General features: G+C 67.5%; 14 protein-coding genes. 9 read left to right on the forward strand and 5 right to left on the reverse strand.

Annotated features, from left to right (window positions below; all coding sequences use genetic code 11):
- Nucleotide 1 precedes the first annotated feature (1 nt).
- The 3 genes from BM009_RS17300 to BM009_RS17310 all read left to right on the forward strand — a co-directional run bounded on the left by BM009_RS17300 (nucleotide 2) and on the right by BM009_RS17310 (nucleotide 2,786).
- The gene (locus tag BM009_RS17300) at nucleotides 2-1,054 is read left to right on the forward strand and encodes an SMP-30/gluconolactonase/LRE family protein (protein ID WP_093298091.1); all 1,053 of its coding nucleotides are present in this window, start codon (nucleotides 2-4) and stop codon (nucleotides 1,052-1,054) included.
- Nucleotides 1,055-1,323: 269 nt separating this feature from the next.
- Nucleotides 1,324-2,058: an NUDIX hydrolase gene (locus tag BM009_RS17305; protein WP_093298092.1), complete on the forward strand. Its 735-nt coding sequence runs from the start codon at nucleotides 1,324-1,326 to the stop codon at nucleotides 2,056-2,058.
- Nucleotides 2,055-2,786, forward strand: coding sequence for an extensin-like domain-containing protein (locus BM009_RS17310; RefSeq protein ID WP_093298094.1), 732 nt, complete (start codon nucleotides 2,055-2,057; stop codon nucleotides 2,784-2,786). Before BM009_RS17305 ends, BM009_RS17310 begins: the two co-directional genes overlap by 4 nt.
- 6 nt (nucleotides 2,787-2,792) lie before the next feature.
- On the opposite strand, the gene BM009_RS17315 is transcribed toward BM009_RS17310, so the two are convergent.
- Nucleotides 2,793-3,344, reverse strand: a complete 552-nt coding sequence (locus BM009_RS17315) for a hypothetical protein (RefSeq protein ID WP_093298095.1) — start codon at nucleotides 3,342-3,344, stop codon at nucleotides 2,793-2,795.
- 465 nt (nucleotides 3,345-3,809) lie between these two features.
- On the opposite strand from BM009_RS17315, the gene BM009_RS17320 reads away from it, so the two are divergent.
- Nucleotides 3,810-4,295, forward strand: coding sequence for a CHAP domain-containing protein (locus BM009_RS17320; RefSeq protein ID WP_254772340.1), 486 nt, complete (start codon nucleotides 3,810-3,812; stop codon nucleotides 4,293-4,295).
- Here BM009_RS17320 and msrB read toward each other — a convergent pair whose 3' ends face one another.
- Nucleotides 4,296-4,787 (reverse strand): peptide-methionine (R)-S-oxide reductase MsrB, encoded by a 492-nt coding sequence (gene msrB / locus BM009_RS17325; protein WP_093298098.1) that lies wholly within the window; start codon nucleotides 4,785-4,787, stop codon nucleotides 4,296-4,298. It lies immediately after the preceding gene.
- 227 nt (nucleotides 4,788-5,014) lie between these two features.
- Here msrB and BM009_RS17330 point away from each other — a divergent pair, with 227 nt between their 5' ends.
- Nucleotides 5,015-6,259: a BtaA family protein gene (locus BM009_RS17330; RefSeq protein WP_093298100.1), complete on the forward strand. Its 1,245-nt coding sequence runs from the start codon at nucleotides 5,015-5,017 to the stop codon at nucleotides 6,257-6,259.
- Nucleotides 6,256-6,921 (forward strand): class I SAM-dependent methyltransferase, encoded by a 666-nt coding sequence (locus BM009_RS17335; protein WP_093298101.1) that lies wholly within the window; start codon nucleotides 6,256-6,258, stop codon nucleotides 6,919-6,921. Before BM009_RS17330 ends, BM009_RS17335 begins: the two co-directional genes overlap by 4 nt.
- On the opposite strand, the gene BM009_RS17340 is transcribed toward BM009_RS17335, so the two are convergent.
- The gene (locus BM009_RS17340) at nucleotides 6,905-8,917 is read right to left on the reverse strand and encodes an HAD-IIIC family phosphatase (RefSeq protein WP_093298103.1); all 2,013 of its coding nucleotides are present in this window, start codon (nucleotides 8,915-8,917) and stop codon (nucleotides 6,905-6,907) included. The two genes, BM009_RS17335 and BM009_RS17340, sit on opposite strands and share 17 nt — an antisense overlap.
- Before the next feature lie 102 nt (nucleotides 8,918-9,019).
- Entirely contained in the window at nucleotides 9,020-10,264 is a 1,245-nt protein-coding gene (gene hemA / locus BM009_RS17345) for a 5-aminolevulinate synthase (RefSeq protein ID WP_093298104.1), read from the reverse strand.
- Nucleotides 10,265-10,559: 295 nt separating this feature from the next.
- Between hemA and BM009_RS22695 the strand changes: the two genes are divergently transcribed.
- Nucleotides 10,560-10,730 (forward strand): hypothetical protein, encoded by a 171-nt coding sequence (locus tag BM009_RS22695; RefSeq protein WP_175488095.1) that lies wholly within the window; start codon nucleotides 10,560-10,562, stop codon nucleotides 10,728-10,730.
- A 3-nt stretch (nucleotides 10,731-10,733) separates the two neighbouring features.
- On the opposite strand, the gene murI is transcribed toward BM009_RS22695, so the two are convergent.
- Nucleotides 10,734-11,531 (reverse strand): glutamate racemase, encoded by a 798-nt coding sequence (gene murI / locus BM009_RS17350; protein ID WP_093298106.1) that lies wholly within the window; start codon nucleotides 11,529-11,531, stop codon nucleotides 10,734-10,736.
- A gap of 141 nt (nucleotides 11,532-11,672) precedes the next feature.
- Here murI and plsY point away from each other — a divergent pair, with 141 nt between their 5' ends.
- Nucleotides 11,673-12,257, forward strand: a complete 585-nt coding sequence (plsY, locus tag BM009_RS17355; RefSeq protein WP_093298107.1) for a glycerol-3-phosphate 1-O-acyltransferase PlsY — start codon at nucleotides 11,673-11,675, stop codon at nucleotides 12,255-12,257.
- Nucleotides 12,250-13,329 carry a DNA-processing protein DprA gene (gene dprA, locus BM009_RS17360; RefSeq protein WP_093298109.1) on the forward strand — a complete coding sequence of 360 codons (1,080 nt, stop codon included), beginning with the start codon at nucleotides 12,250-12,252 and terminating at the stop codon, nucleotides 13,327-13,329. The genes plsY and dprA overlap by 8 nt, the downstream gene beginning before the upstream one ends.
- The last annotated feature ends 4 nt before the right edge of the window (nucleotides 13,330-13,333 follow it).

Below are 13,333 nucleotides of genomic sequence, written 5' to 3' on the forward strand. Positions count from 1 at the left end.
CATGTTCGCCACCACCCGCCGCACCCTGCTGGGTGGCCTCGCCGCGTTGCCGCTGCTGCCGGGCGTCGCCCGCGCGGCGGGGGCGGGGACGATCACCCGGTTCGATCCCGAGCTCGACACGCTGCTCGACGTGGAGTCGCCGCTCGAGGTGATTTCGAGCGGCATCCAATGGGCCGAGGGGCCGGTGTGGATCCGCGACGGCGCGGTCTCGGGCGATGCGGCCGGCGGAGCGAGCGCGTTCGATCGCAGTTATCTGCTCTTTTCCGATGTGCCGGCGAATATCGCCTATCGCTGGGACGGCAAGGAGACCAAACCGTTCCTCGTGCCCTCCGGCCTCGCCGGGCCGATCCCCAAGGGCGTGCGCGAGGCGGGATCGAACGGCATGATCCAGGGCCGCAAGGGCGAGCTGCTGATGGCGGACAGCGGCACCCGCGCCATCGCGGCGGTGGATCTGGAGACCAAGGAAAAGACGATCCTCGCCGGCAAGTACCAGGGCAAGCGCTTCAACAGCTGCAACGATCTCGTGCAGGCGAAGAACGGCGCGATCTATTTCACCGACCCGCCCTATGGCTTCACCGATGGCGACCAGTCCCCGCTCAAGGAATTGCCGTTCAACGGTGTGTACCGGCTGGACACCAACGGCACGGTGCACCTGATCGAATCGAAGCTGACCCGGCCCAACGGCATCGGCCTCTCGCCGGACCAGCGGACGCTGTACGTTTCGGTCTCGGACGATGCGGCGCTGTTCACCTGGGCGTACAGCCTGGGCGAGGACGGTCTGGCGACCGGGCGCAAGCTGTTCCTCGATCATCGCGCTGCCGTTGCCCAGGGTCTGCAGGGACATCCGGACGGGATGAAGGTTGCGGCGAGCGGGCATCTCTACGCAAGCGGCCCCGGCGGTATTTACGTCGTGGCCCCGGACGGGCGGCGGCTGGGGCTGATCTCGACCGGCAAGAAGGCGGCGAATTGCTGCTTCGGCGAGGACGGGAAGACGCTGTTCATCACCTCTAGCGACCAGGTGTTCCGCCTGCGCCTGCGCGCCTCCGGCTGGTAAGCGGCGCGATCGCGTTTGAGATCGGCCGCCCGCTCAAGGGTGCTGCTCTTCCGTCAGGGCAGGGGGACTGCGTGGGACCAACGTACCTCGCCATCCCCGCGAAGGCGGGAATCCATTGGCGCTGAAGTCCCGGCTCCTTCCCCGAGCGCACAGGGCAATGGATTCCCGCCTTCGCGGGAATGACGCCGGTTTTTCCAGGGTGCCGCTTACCGTTCGCGCCAAATGTCTTGGGCTGGCATGCGTCCGCGGCCCGGCGTAGAGCCGGAGCGATGTCGCAAGCCGAAGCCATTCCCGCCGCCACCGTGATCGTGATGCGCGCGGTGGCGGGCGGGCCGCCGGAGCTGCTGATGGTCGAGCGCTCGCGGGCGATGGCGTTCGCCGGCGGGGCGCTGGTGTTTCCCGGCGGGCGGATCGATCCGGGCGATCACCTCCTTACCGACAGTCATCCCGATGCGGCGGCGCGAGTCGCGGCAATCCGCGAAACAATCGAGGAAGCAGGGATCGCGATCGGTATAGCGTGCGACGCCGAGTCGCTGGCCGCGCTGCGGGCCGAACTCCATGCCGGCACGCCATTCGTCCAACTGCTCGCCGAGGCCGGGCTGGCGCTGGATCTGGACGCGCTGGTGCCCTTCGCCCGCTGGCTGCCCTACGGCCTGCCGCATCGCGTGTTCGACACCCGCTTCTATCTCGCCCGCGCGCCCGAGGGCGCCGCGCCGCAGGTCGATGGCAGCGAGAATGTCCGGCTGTGCTGGGTCACCGCGCAGGGCGCGCTGGACCTGGCCGATCGCGGCGAAGCCACCGTGATCTATCCCACCCGCCGCAATCTGGAACGGCTGGCGCTATTCGACGATTTCGACTCGGCAATGGCCCATGCCCGCCGATACCCGATCGAGCCGATCACCCCCTTCGTCGAGTCGCGCGGCGGAGTCGACTGGCTGTGCATACCGGAAGGCCTGGGCTATCCCGTCACCGCCGAGCGGATGGACCGCGAGGTGCGGGCGTGAAGGCGCTCAAGCAGACCGTCTGGGTGCTGCTGGTCTTCGCGCTGATCGCCGGCGGTGCCCTGCTCCTGCTGATGTGGACGCGCAGCCGCCCGCAGGACGTGCCCTGGACGCCGCTCGACCTGTCGCAGCCGATCGGCGCCTTTACCGGGCGCAAGCTCGCGGGGCTGGGGGGCGATGACGGGCAGTGCCGCGCGCTGCTCACCCAGGCGGGCGTGCGCTACGAGAAGCTGGCGCCCGTCCGGCGGCAGGGCGAATGCGGCTATGCCAATGGCGTGCGCTTCACCAGCGGCGGGTCGCGCACGATCGCGTTCAGCCCGGCGTCGCTCGGCACCGCCTGTCCGGTGGCGGCGGGGCTGGCGCTGTGGGAGTGGAACATCGTCCAGCCCGAGGCGCAGAAGTTCCTGGGATCCCGCGTCGTGCGGATCGAGCATTTCGGCAGCTATTCGTGCCGGCGCATGTATGGCCGCACCACCGGCGACTGGAGCGAGCATGCGCGCGCCAATGCCGTCGACATCGCCGCGTTCATCCTCGCCGACGGGCGGCGGGTAAGCGTGCTGAACGATTGGAAGGGGGAAGGGGACAAGCCCGCCTTCCTGCGCGCGGTGCGGGACGGCGCCTGCCGGCTGTTCGCGACGGTGCTCTCGCCCGACTACAACGCCGCCCACCGCGACCACCTCCATCTCGACCAGGCTGCACGCGGCGAGATGGGGTGGCGGGCCTGCCGCTGAGGATCCTCAGTTCGGCAGGGCGTTGGTGTCGATCTTTTCCACCCATTGGGGAAAGAAGCTCGGCTGGCGGTTCGACCAGCCCGAGGCCGTCGCCGCGGCTTCGCTGATCGACTGGAGCAGCTTGCGGCGCAGGTCCGGATGGAGATGCGGCAGTGCCGAGGCCGAGCAGAACGCCGCCGGCAGCCACGGCCGCACTTCCGCGCCGAGCAGCCGCTCGTAGAGGAAGCGATAGGAGGAGAAGCTGGTCAGCCGGCCCTGGCCGAGGTCGAACGCGGAGAGCGTCACCAGCGGCGCCATGAACGGCTCGATCGCGCCGAGGTCGCTCTCGTTGGGCAGCAGCGTGCGGATGTCCTTCAGGCGCTCATATACGCGCGCCTGGGCACGGATGCTGGCGGCTTCGACCACGTCGCGCGACCAGCGCGACAGCGCATCGTCGCGCTCCAGACCCACATCGAGCGACCGGCGCACATAGCGCTGGGTGCCCGCGGCGAAGCCCGCGAATTCCTTCATCTCTGCCAGCGTCATAGCGCCTTCGGCCGGTTTTGCTCGTGCAGCCATTGTACGTCTCCCGCTCGGTTCCTTTTGGCCCGTGGGATGGATCATGCTCTGCACTGGTTAACGCAGAGCTTAATGACCCCCTCCGTATCCCCACGAGCATTGGACCCTAAAATGTGCTGCGACGCAACATCGGTTTGCGACGAAGCGAAGACACTAAGGGAACTTCCTTAGGCGTCTGAATTCAGGTCGTATTTTCCCCTAGGGCGCGGCCCCTATCCCATTCCGGGCAATCGGTTGCGCGCCGCGCGGCAAGACGGTTTTGCGGTTGGTTCCCGTCGTTCAGAAACGGTTCAGCGCACCTCGTCGGCGCATTCCAACGGTTCGTCGGATCGGCGAACCGCAGGGGTGTACGGCCGTCCTATAGTTTGGGTACCAACCCTCAACCACTTCCTTTCCTGACCGGGGGGTCCAAAGATGTTCACTCGTTTCGCAGCGCGTTTTGCGCTGATGGCGGCGTGCGCCCTGATGACTGTCGTTCCCGCTCAGGCGAAGGGCACCTTCTGGCAGTGCGTCACGTTCGCCCGTCAGGCCTCGGGCGTGGATCTGCGCGGCAATGCCTGGACCTGGTGGGACCAGGCCGCCGGCCACTACCAGCGCGGCGAGACCCCGAAGGTCGGCGCGGTGATGTCGTTCCAGCGTACCGCCCGCATGCCGATGGGCCATGTCGCGATGGTCTCGCAGGTCGTCAGCCCGCGCGAAGTGCTGCTCACCCACGCCAACTGGTCGACTCCCGGCGCCGTCGAGCATGACGTTCGCGCGGTGGACGTGTCGGCCGCCGGCGACTGGAGCGAAGTGCGCGTGTGGTATGGCCGCACCGCCAGCCTCGGCCTCTCGGCCTATCCGGTGAACGGCTTCATCTACCCGGACTCGGCCCCGGCCAGCGACTGGGCCAACGTCCAGGTCGCGGCGCTCAGCCTGCCGACGCTGACCCAGATCGCCTCGATCAACTGATCAGGCGCGCGGCGTGAAGCGCAGCGCCACCCCGTTCATGCAATAGCGCTTGCCGGTCGGCTTCGGCCCGTCGTCGAAGACGTGGCCGAGATGGCTGCCGCAGCGGCGGCACAACACTTCGGTCCGCTCCATCCCCAGGCTGCGATCGCTCCGCGTCACCACGGCATTGGCCAGCGGCTGATAGAAGCTCGGCCAGCCGGTGCCGCTGTCGAACTTGGTGGCGGAATCGAACAGCGGCAGCGCGCAGCCGGCGCAGCCGAACACGCCCTTGCGGTGCTCCTTGTTGAGCGGGCTGGTGAAGGGATATTCCGTTCCGCCATTGCGCAGCACGTTATAGGCGGCCGGGCTCAGCTTCTTCTTCCATTCGGCGTCGCTCAGCTTGAACGGGAAGTTCGGCAGCGGCGCGGCGGGCGCGCTGCTGCACGCGAACAGCGGCAGGGCAATGGCCCCGGCTCCGGCGGCGGCAAGCAACTGGCGGCGATCGATCGGCATGGCGAACCTCTTGGAAGGATGGTGTCGATATAGGTTCGGTTCGCCCGGCCGAAAGGTTGCAGCCGCGTCGCTACTTTCTTTCGGTCGCCTCGCTGCGGCAGGTCGCATGGTGAAGGATTGATTTCCCGGTGCCGCTGTCACAAGGCTGCAAAGCTTTTGTCACAGGGGGTGTGGGGAGCTTGTTCGGCGGGGCGCCGGACGGGCTGGTTCGCCGGGAGTCGTTTCGAATGCCATCTATCGCCAAGTCGCCGAAGAACGATGCGGTTCGGGGTGCGGTGCACCGCCACGAACATCTTTCCAAGGAAGGCATCCTCGAGCGCGCCTTCACCTTCGCGTTCCGCGGCCTGGTCTATGCCCAGATCTGGGAAGACCCGGTGATCGACATGGAAGCGCTGCAGATCACCCCCGACAGCCACATCGTGACGATCGCGTCGGGCGGCTGCAATGTCTTCTCCTACCTGACGGCGAACCCCGCGAAGATCACCGCGGTGGACCTCAACCCGGCGCACATCGCGCTCAACAAGCTCAAGCAGCAGGCGGCGCTGCGGCTGCCGGATTATGAGGCGTTCCACCGCTTCTTCGGCCTGGCCAACCGGCCGGAGAATATCGACGCCTACAAGACCTATCTGCGCGGGGCGCTGGACGATACGTCGCGCGCCTACTGGGAAGGCCGCGCGCCCAATGGCGTGCGCCGGATCAACGGCTTCAAGACCGGATTCTACCGCCAGGGCCTGCTCGGCCGGCTGATCGGCTTCGTCCACTGGCTGGGCGCGCGCTACGGCATCGATCCCAAGGAAATCCTCCAGGCCAAGACCATCGAGGAGCAGCGCCACATCTTCGAGACGCGCTTCGCGCCGTTCTTCGACAAGAAGCTGCTGCGCTGGATGGTCGACCAGCCCGCCGCGCTGTTCGGCTTCGGCATTCCGCCGGCGCAGTATGACCTGCTCAAGGTCGACGATCAGGAAGGCATCACCGGCGCGCTGCGCAGCCGCCTGCGCAAGCTGGCCTGCGACTTCGACCTCAAGGACAATTATTACGCCTGGCAGGCGTTCGGCCGCGGCTATGGCGAGCATGAGGGCGCGCCGCTGCCGCCCTATCTCGAGCGCAAGAACTACGAGCTGGTCCGCGACCGCGCCGACCGGGTCGAGATCCGCCACACCAACTATGCCGATTACCTCGAGTCGATGCCGGCACAGTCGCTCGATCGCTACATCCTGCTCGACGCGCAGGACTGGATGACCGACGAGCAGCTGACCCGCATCTGGACCGAGATCACCCGCACCGCCAAGCCGGGCGCGCGCGTGCTCTACCGCACTGCCGCGGTGCCGGACGTCGTGCGCGGCCATATCCCCGACGAGTTGATGAATCAGTGGCAATATGAGGACCAGGCCAAGCTCGACGACTGGACGCGCCGCGATCGCTCGTCGGTCTATGGCGCGACCCATGTCTGGACGCTGAAGCCGCACGCATGAGCGCCAAGGCCGGGGCGAGCGACCAGAAGGGGCTGATGGACGCAACCTATGCGCTCCATCGCCACTTTTACGATCTCACGCGCAAATTCTATCTGCTCGGTCGCGACCGGCTGATCCGCGAGCTCGCGCCGCCGCCCGGCGGCACGGTGCTGGAGGTCGGCTGCGGCACCGCGCGCAACCTGATCGTCGCGGCCAAGCGCTGGCCCAACGCCCGCTTTCACGGCTTCGACATCAGCGAGGCGATGCTGGATACCGCGCGAAAGTCGGTCGCCAAGCATGGCCTGAGCGACAAGATCACGCTCGCGCAGGGTGACGCCGGGGCGTTCGATGTGAACGCGCTGTTCGGTCTGGAACAGGCCGACCGCGTGTTCATGAGCTACACGCTGTCGATGATGCCGCCTTGGAAGGAAGCAATCGCGCTGGGGGCGAAGGCGCTCGCACCGGGCGGCAGCCTGCACATCGTCGACTTCGGCCAGTATGAACGGCTGCCCGGCTTCGCCAAGCGCTTCCACTTCAAGGAGCTCAACGCCTTCCACGTCTACCCGCGCGCCGACCTGCGCGAGGTGGTGGAGGCGGTCGCGGCCGAGCAGGGGCTGACGGCCGAGTTCCGCTCCTCGCTGCGCGGCTATACCTGGAGTGCGGCGCTCAGGCGGCCGGCCTGACGCTGGCGTACCAGTCGTCGATCCAGCCGGAGATCTCCCGGAGGCGCGGCGGGATATAGTGGCAGGCATCGACCATCTCTTCGTGCGCGATGCGCCCGGTGAGTTCCATGAGGTCGATTATCGCCGGATATTGGCTGGCCAGCGCGCGCCACAGCGCGTTCCACCCGAGGCCATTGTCCCGGGCAAAGGCCCTGCGGATTCGCGCTTCCGGATAATAGCAGCGGTCCGGCGCATCCTCGGGCGGCAGGATCACCAGCATGCGGCGCTCGCCGTCGTTCATGGCCTCACAAAAGGCCCGGGCGCATTCTTCATAGGTTTCCGGATCGAAGGGCACATCGCGCTCTTCCCAGCGGAAGGGCAGATAGTCGGTTGCCGCCGCGAAGACGAGGTGCTGGGGGAACACCTGCTCGCGGTACGTGCCCGTCTTCATCATCGGCAGGCTGAAGAGACGCGGGTTCGCGTCGAACTCGATCTCGTCGGCGAACCGGCTGTAGTGCTGCAGCGCGCCCGACTGGCAGTCGCAGATGATCCGCAGCTTTGGCGTTGCCCGCTGCTTGCCTTCCTTTTCCCGAATGCGGGCGAGGTTGGCAGGATCGGTCACCGGTGCGTAGGTAATCCCGACGGCAGGCTGCTCGGGCAGCGGCTTGCGCAGGTGTTTGAAATCCGGCGGGCGATAGAAGCAGACCAGCCGATGCAGCATTGCCGCCTCGATGCCCATGTGCATGACCCGGCACGACAGCACGAAATGCTCGACTTCGCGCGTGTCCGGCGTGACGGACATGAAGCCGACAAGCCCATAGTTGCCATATTTGTCCCACACGAACACGCCGTGCGTGTCGTGCAGATCGATCCGCATGATATATTCGCTCATCGAACCGGGCTCGACGCGCGAGCCGGTGTAATTGAGTTGGTTGGAGCGATTGATCAGCTCTTCGATGCGGTCGGCGAACTGAACATTCTCGGTCAGTCGCGTGAACAGCACATGGATGTTGCTGGCCGCAAGAAAGGTCTCGTTGCTGATCCCGCGGCCGGTGCGCTCGTCGATCTTGGTTTGCAGCACGCGATATTCCGAAACGCGGTCCCGCGCGATGTGGCGGTGTTCCGCCAGAATCTGTTCGAGCAGATCGTCGCACGCGGTAGTCGTGGCGTCGATCGTGCGGATACCGGGGCAAGCCGCGGCCACCTCGTGCAGATTGTGGGGATTGTCGTCGAGGAACAGCACGTTCAGCGAACGAAGCTGCATGTCCTCGATCATCTGGCGAACGGCCTCTCCCTTCGGGACGAATGCGATTCGCGGGAAGACGAAGGCGTCCCACAGGCCGAACGCTTCGAGTCGCGCCTGCGCGACCGCGGGATCGTTCTTCGAACAGATGGCCGAAACGATGCCGTGGCCGTTCAGCGCCCGCACGATCTCCGCGCGCCGCGCGATCAGCTGGACGTCGTCGCCCTCGGCCAGCGTGCCGTGCCACAGCGTATCGTCGAGATCCCAGATCAACAGCTTCGGCTTGAAGCCATCCCAGGCATCAATGGCGAAGCGGGTCCATTCCGCCGCCTCGGCAAAGCCATTGCCGCGGCGCTTCGTTTCGGCGGCAAGCGTGGCCAACGCACCTTGCGCATCGCCTGCCGCCGCGCCCAGTGCCGTGTCACACAGCAACAACTGATCGGAGAAGCGGGTCACGTCGAAGCCGGAATCGCCGCAAAGGGCAAGGTGCAGCAGCGCGCGTACCTCGCGCGCGAGCGGCTGCGGTGTCCGTACCAGCGCCCGCGACGTATCCAGCACGCGACCCGTCTCGATCCCCTCGCTCGCGGTGCTAAGAAGCTGGACATAGGCCGATTGCGCCGTCTGAAGGTCCCAGTATGGGGACCGTGCCGCCAGCTCCGTCACTGTCGTGGCCAGTGCCTCCACGCCTTGCTGGGCGAGCCGATGAAAGATCGCATCGAATTCCGAGGTGGCGATCTCCGATGCCTCGGTCGGACGATCTACGAGTTCCTGCATCCTAAGCCTCCAGGCGCGGAGCCGCCAGGCGGCTTCGCGACATTGGTGTTCAAGGATATTCTAGGAACGTACTTGCGTCGGCGTTAACGATGTTCTGTAATATTACGCCGCCAGTCGCAGCTCCAGCCGGCCCCAGATCTCGACCAGCGCGTCCACCAGTTCGCGCATCATCGCCTCATCGTGCGACGGGCCCGGCGTGAAGCGCAGCCGCTCGGTACCGCGCGGCACCGTCGGATAGTTGATCGGCTGCACGTACACGCCATACTCGGCGAGCAGCACGTCGCTGATCTTCTTGGCCTTCACCGGATCGCCCACCATCAGCGGCACGATGTGGGTGGTCGAGGGCAGCACCGGCAGCCCGGCGTCGTTCATCAGCTGCTTGAGCATCGCGGCGGCGGCCTGCTGGCCCTCGCGCTCGACGCTCGACTCCTTGAGGTGGCGCACGCTCGCCAGCGCACCGGCGACCAGCACCGGCGACAGCGAGGTGGTGAAGATGAAGCCCGGGGCATAGCTGCGGATCACGTCGATGATCACCTGGTCGGCCGCGATATAGCCGCCCATCACGCCGAAGGCCTTGCCCAGCGTGCCCTCGATGATCGTCAGCCGGTCGGCAAGCCCCTCGCGATCCGAAATGCCGCCGCCGCGCGGGCCGTACATGCCGACGGCATGGACTTCGTCGAGATAGGTGAGGGCGTTATACTTGTCGGCCAGGTCGCAGATTTCGGCGATCGGGGCGATATCGGCGTCCATCGAATAGACGCTCTCGAACGCGATCAGCTTCGGGACCGAGGGATCGTCGGCGGCGAGCAGTTCCTCTAGATGGGCGAGGTCGTTGTGGCGCCACACGCGCTTCTCGCAGCCCGAATTGCGGATGCCGGCGATCATCGAGGCGTGGTTGAGCTCGTCCGAATAGATGATGCAGCCCGGCATCACCTTGGCCAGTGTCGCCAGCGTCGCCTCGTTCGAGACGTAGCCCGAGGTGAACAGCAGCGCGTTTTCCTTGCCGTGCAGGTCGGCCAGCTCGCGCTCGAGATCGATATGGTAATGGGTGTTGCCGCCGATGTTGCGCGTGCCGCCCGATCCGGCGCCGACATCGTGCAGCGCCTCTTCCATCGCCGCGATCACCTTGGGGTGCTGGCCCATCGCGAGATAGTCGTTCGAGCACCATACGGTGATCGGCTTCGGCCCGTTATGCCCGGCAAAGCAGCGCGCATTGGGGAACATCCCCTTGTTGCGCAGGATGTCGATGAAGACCCGGTAGCGCCCCTCAGCGTGGAGGCGGTCGATGGCCTGGGTGAAGACCCGCGTATAGTCGATCGCGGGCGCGGAGGCGTCTTGGCGCTGCATGGAAAACGTCTCTACGCCTTAATTTTCAGCAATTCTAGCACGTGAACCACCGTATAGGATCGGGATTGCTCCTGGGGCATGGCCGGACGGCCCGCAAGCCGGAGATAGGGGGTGCCTGCGGCATCCTCAGCATCCGGTTGCGATGAAGAATCTCGCACTCGGTAATCGATGTTTGCGCAAGATCAGGGATCTGCAGCTTCGCGTGTGGTAAACAAAGCGTATCGCGGACGACTCGGGCGCCAGCATGTCCGCGGCTGAGAGACGCTGAGCTCCCGCCTGGCATGGAGAGCGGCCCATGGCGAAGAACGACATCGAATATTTTGAACGGCGCGCGCGGCAGGAGCGTGAGCGCGCAGGCAAGTGCGACGACAGCAGCGCCCGGCGGGTGCATCAGGAAATGGCCGATCGCTATACCGCCAAGGTCGCCGTGCGCGATCCGCAGGCAGTGCTCGGCGACTTCGCCTGAGCGCTACAGCGTCTCGATTCGGCTGAGCCCATAGCGGGCGAGCGTCGGGGCGAGCGCATCGGCACGATGGTCGCGCGCGGTGAACACGGCGCGGCCGGGCGGCAGATCGGCGGGCCAGCTCTGCGCGCGGGTGAGATAGGCGACTCGGCGCGCGATACCGGGGCCGCCATCGACGAACTGCATGCCCGCCGGCGCCACCGCCCGCATTTCCGGTTCCAGCAGCGGGAAGTGCGTGCAGGCATTGACGATCACATCGATGCGGTCGCCGCCCGGCTGGTGGAACAGGCCGTCGAGTTCGTTGGCGATCACCTCGGGCGCGATCGTCTCGCCCGCCAGCTTCGCCTCGGCCAGCTCGACCAGCGCGGCCGAGCCGTGGCGCAGCACCGTGCAGTCGCCCGCGAAGCCCGCGGCGAGATCGTCGACATAGGGCTGGCGCACCGTCGCCGCAGTGCCGAGCACGCCGATGGTGCGGGTGCGGCTGATCTCCGCCGCGGGCTTGATCGCGGGTACCGTGCCGACGATCGGCAGGTCGAGCGCGGCGCGGACATGCCGGAGCGCGATCGTCGAGGCGGTGTTGCAGGCGATCACGATCAGGCGCGGATCGTAGCGCTCCGCCAGCCGGCCGAGCAGCGCCGGCACCCGCGCGGCGATTTCCGCCTCGCTCTTGGTGCCATAGGGAAAGCCCGCCGAATCGGCGACATAGACCAAAGGCGCCTGGGGCAGCAGCGCGGTGGTGGGTCCGAGCACCGACAGCCCGCCGACACCGGAATCGAAGAACAGCACGGGACGACGATCGGCCATGCGCCCGCCATGGCCGAGGCACCGCGCCAGCGTCAACAAGAGGCCCCGTCTGCACGCTGATGCAGATCATTGCGTTTGGGTAAGGGATGCGGCTAAACGGAGGAACGAAAGGGGGCCGCATTGCCCACGGAAGTTCCATGGATGGCCCCGGCCGGGGCCTTGTTGCTCGGTTATCTGCTCGGTTCGATCCCATTCGGGGTGCTGCTCACGCGCGCCGCGGGGGCGGGGGACCTGCGCCAGATCGGATCGGGCAATATCGGCGCGACCAACGTGCTGCGTACCGGTCGCAAGGGCCTCGCGGCGGCGACGCTGCTGCTCGACATGGCCAAGGGCGCGGTGGCGGTGCTGCTCGCCGCCGCCTTCCTGCCCGGCACGGCGGCGCTGGCGGCGACCGCAGCGTTCATCGGCCATTGCTACCCCGTGTGGCTCAAGTTCCGCGGCGGCAAGGGCGTGGCGACGCTGATGGGCGTGGTGCTCGCGCTCTACTGGCCCTCGGGGCTGGTCTATGCGGCGGTGTGGCTGGGGCTGCTGGCGACGGTGCGGATGTCCTCGGTCTCCGGCATGGCGGCGGCGGTGAGCGCGCCGGTGAGCGCGGCGTTCTTCGGCCGGCTGGACCTGGTGCTGATGCTGCTGGCGCTGGCGCTGATCGTGCTGTGGAAGCATCGCGAGAATATCGACCGGCTGCTCAGCGGCGCCGAACCCCGGGTCGGCAGCAAGCGTGGCTGACGGGCGGGAGCCGCGGCTGAGGCTGCTGCGCTCCGCCAATGTCGGTCCCGTTACCTATGCCCAGCTGATTGCCCGCTTCGGCACCGCCGAGGCGGCGCTGGAGGCGCTGCCGATGCTCGCCGCGCGCGGCGGCGGGCGGGCGCCGCAGATCGCCGATGCCGGCGCGGTGCGGCGCGAGATCGCCGCGGTCGAGCGGCTCGGCGCGCGCTACCTGTTCCTCGACGATCCCGCCTATCCGCCGCTGCTCGCCGAGCTGGACAATGCGCCGCCGGCGCTGATCCTGCGCGGCAACACCGCACTGCTGGAGCGGCCTTGCGTCGCCATGGTCGGCGCACGCAACGCCTCTGCGGCGGCATGCCGCTTCGCCCGCCAGCTGGCGATCGGGCTGGTCGAGCAGGGCGCGACGGTGGTCTCCGGCCTGGCGCGGGGGTTCGACACCGCAGCGCACCAGGGCGCGCTCGCCGGGGGCACGGTGGGGGTGATCGCCAGCGGCATCGACATCGTCTTCCCGCCCGAGAACGCCGAGCTGCAGGAGCGGGTCGCCCGGCAGGGCCTGCTCGTCACCGAACAGCCGCCGGGCACCGAGCCGCTCGCGCGCTTCTTCCCGGCGCGCAACCGCATCATCGCCGGGCTGTCGCTGGGCACGGTGGTGGTCGAGGCGGCGCCGCGTTCGGGCAGCCTGATCACCGCGCGGATCGCCGCCGAGGCGGGGCGCGAGGTGATGGCGGTGCCTGGCTCGCCGCTCGATCCGCGCGCGCAGGGCTGCAATCTGCTGATCCGCGAGGGCGCGATCCTGGTCCAGTCGGCCGATGACATCTGGGAGCAGGTGCGGCCGATCGACTCGCGCGTGGTGCGCGCGCCGGGCGACCGCTTCGGCGCGGCGCCGCCGGAGGATGCCAGCGACGCCGATCGTCGGCGCGTGACCGGGCTGCTCGGCCCGGTGCCGGTGGGCGTGGACGAGCTGATCCGCCAGTCGGGCTGCGCGCCGGCGGTGGTGCAGACGGTGCTGCTCGAGCTCGAACTGGCGGCACGGCTTGATCGGCACGCCGGCGCGCGGGTGTCGCTGCGCTAGCCGC

Source organism: Sphingomonas sp. NFR04 (assembly GCF_900114095.1).
Taxonomy (GTDB): Bacteria; Pseudomonadota; Alphaproteobacteria; order Sphingomonadales; family Sphingomonadaceae; genus Sphingomonas.

Coding starts and splice junctions, on each gene's coding strand:
- BM009_RS17300 (WP_093298091.1), top strand. CDS start 2: ATGTTCGCCACCACCCGCCGCACCCTGCTGGGTGGCCTCGCCGCGTTG.
- BM009_RS17305 (WP_093298092.1), top strand. CDS start 1,324: ATGTCGCAAGCCGAAGCCATTCCCGCCGCCACCGTGATCGTGATGCGC.
- BM009_RS17315 (WP_093298095.1), bottom strand. CDS start 3,344: ATGGCTGCACGAGCAAAACCGGCCGAAGGCGCTATGACGCTGGCAGAG.
- BM009_RS17320 (WP_254772340.1), top strand. CDS start 3,810: ATGACTGTCGTTCCCGCTCAGGCGAAGGGCACCTTCTGGCAGTGCGTC.
- msrB (WP_093298098.1), bottom strand. CDS start 4,787: ATGCCGATCGATCGCCGCCAGTTGCTTGCCGCCGCCGGAGCCGGGGCC.
- BM009_RS17330 (WP_093298100.1), top strand. CDS start 5,015: ATGCCATCTATCGCCAAGTCGCCGAAGAACGATGCGGTTCGGGGTGCG.
- BM009_RS17335 (WP_093298101.1), top strand. CDS start 6,256: ATGAGCGCCAAGGCCGGGGCGAGCGACCAGAAGGGGCTGATGGACGCA.
- BM009_RS17340 (WP_093298103.1), bottom strand. CDS start 8,917: ATGCAGGAACTCGTAGATCGTCCGACCGAGGCATCGGAGATCGCCACC.
- hemA (WP_093298104.1), bottom strand. CDS start 10,264: ATGCAGCGCCAAGACGCCTCCGCGCCCGCGATCGACTATACGCGGGTC.
- BM009_RS22695 (WP_175488095.1), top strand. CDS start 10,560: ATGGCGAAGAACGACATCGAATATTTTGAACGGCGCGCGCGGCAGGAG.
- murI (WP_093298106.1), bottom strand. CDS start 11,531: ATGGCCGATCGTCGTCCCGTGCTGTTCTTCGATTCCGGTGTCGGCGGG.
- plsY (WP_093298107.1), top strand. CDS start 11,673: ATGGCCCCGGCCGGGGCCTTGTTGCTCGGTTATCTGCTCGGTTCGATC.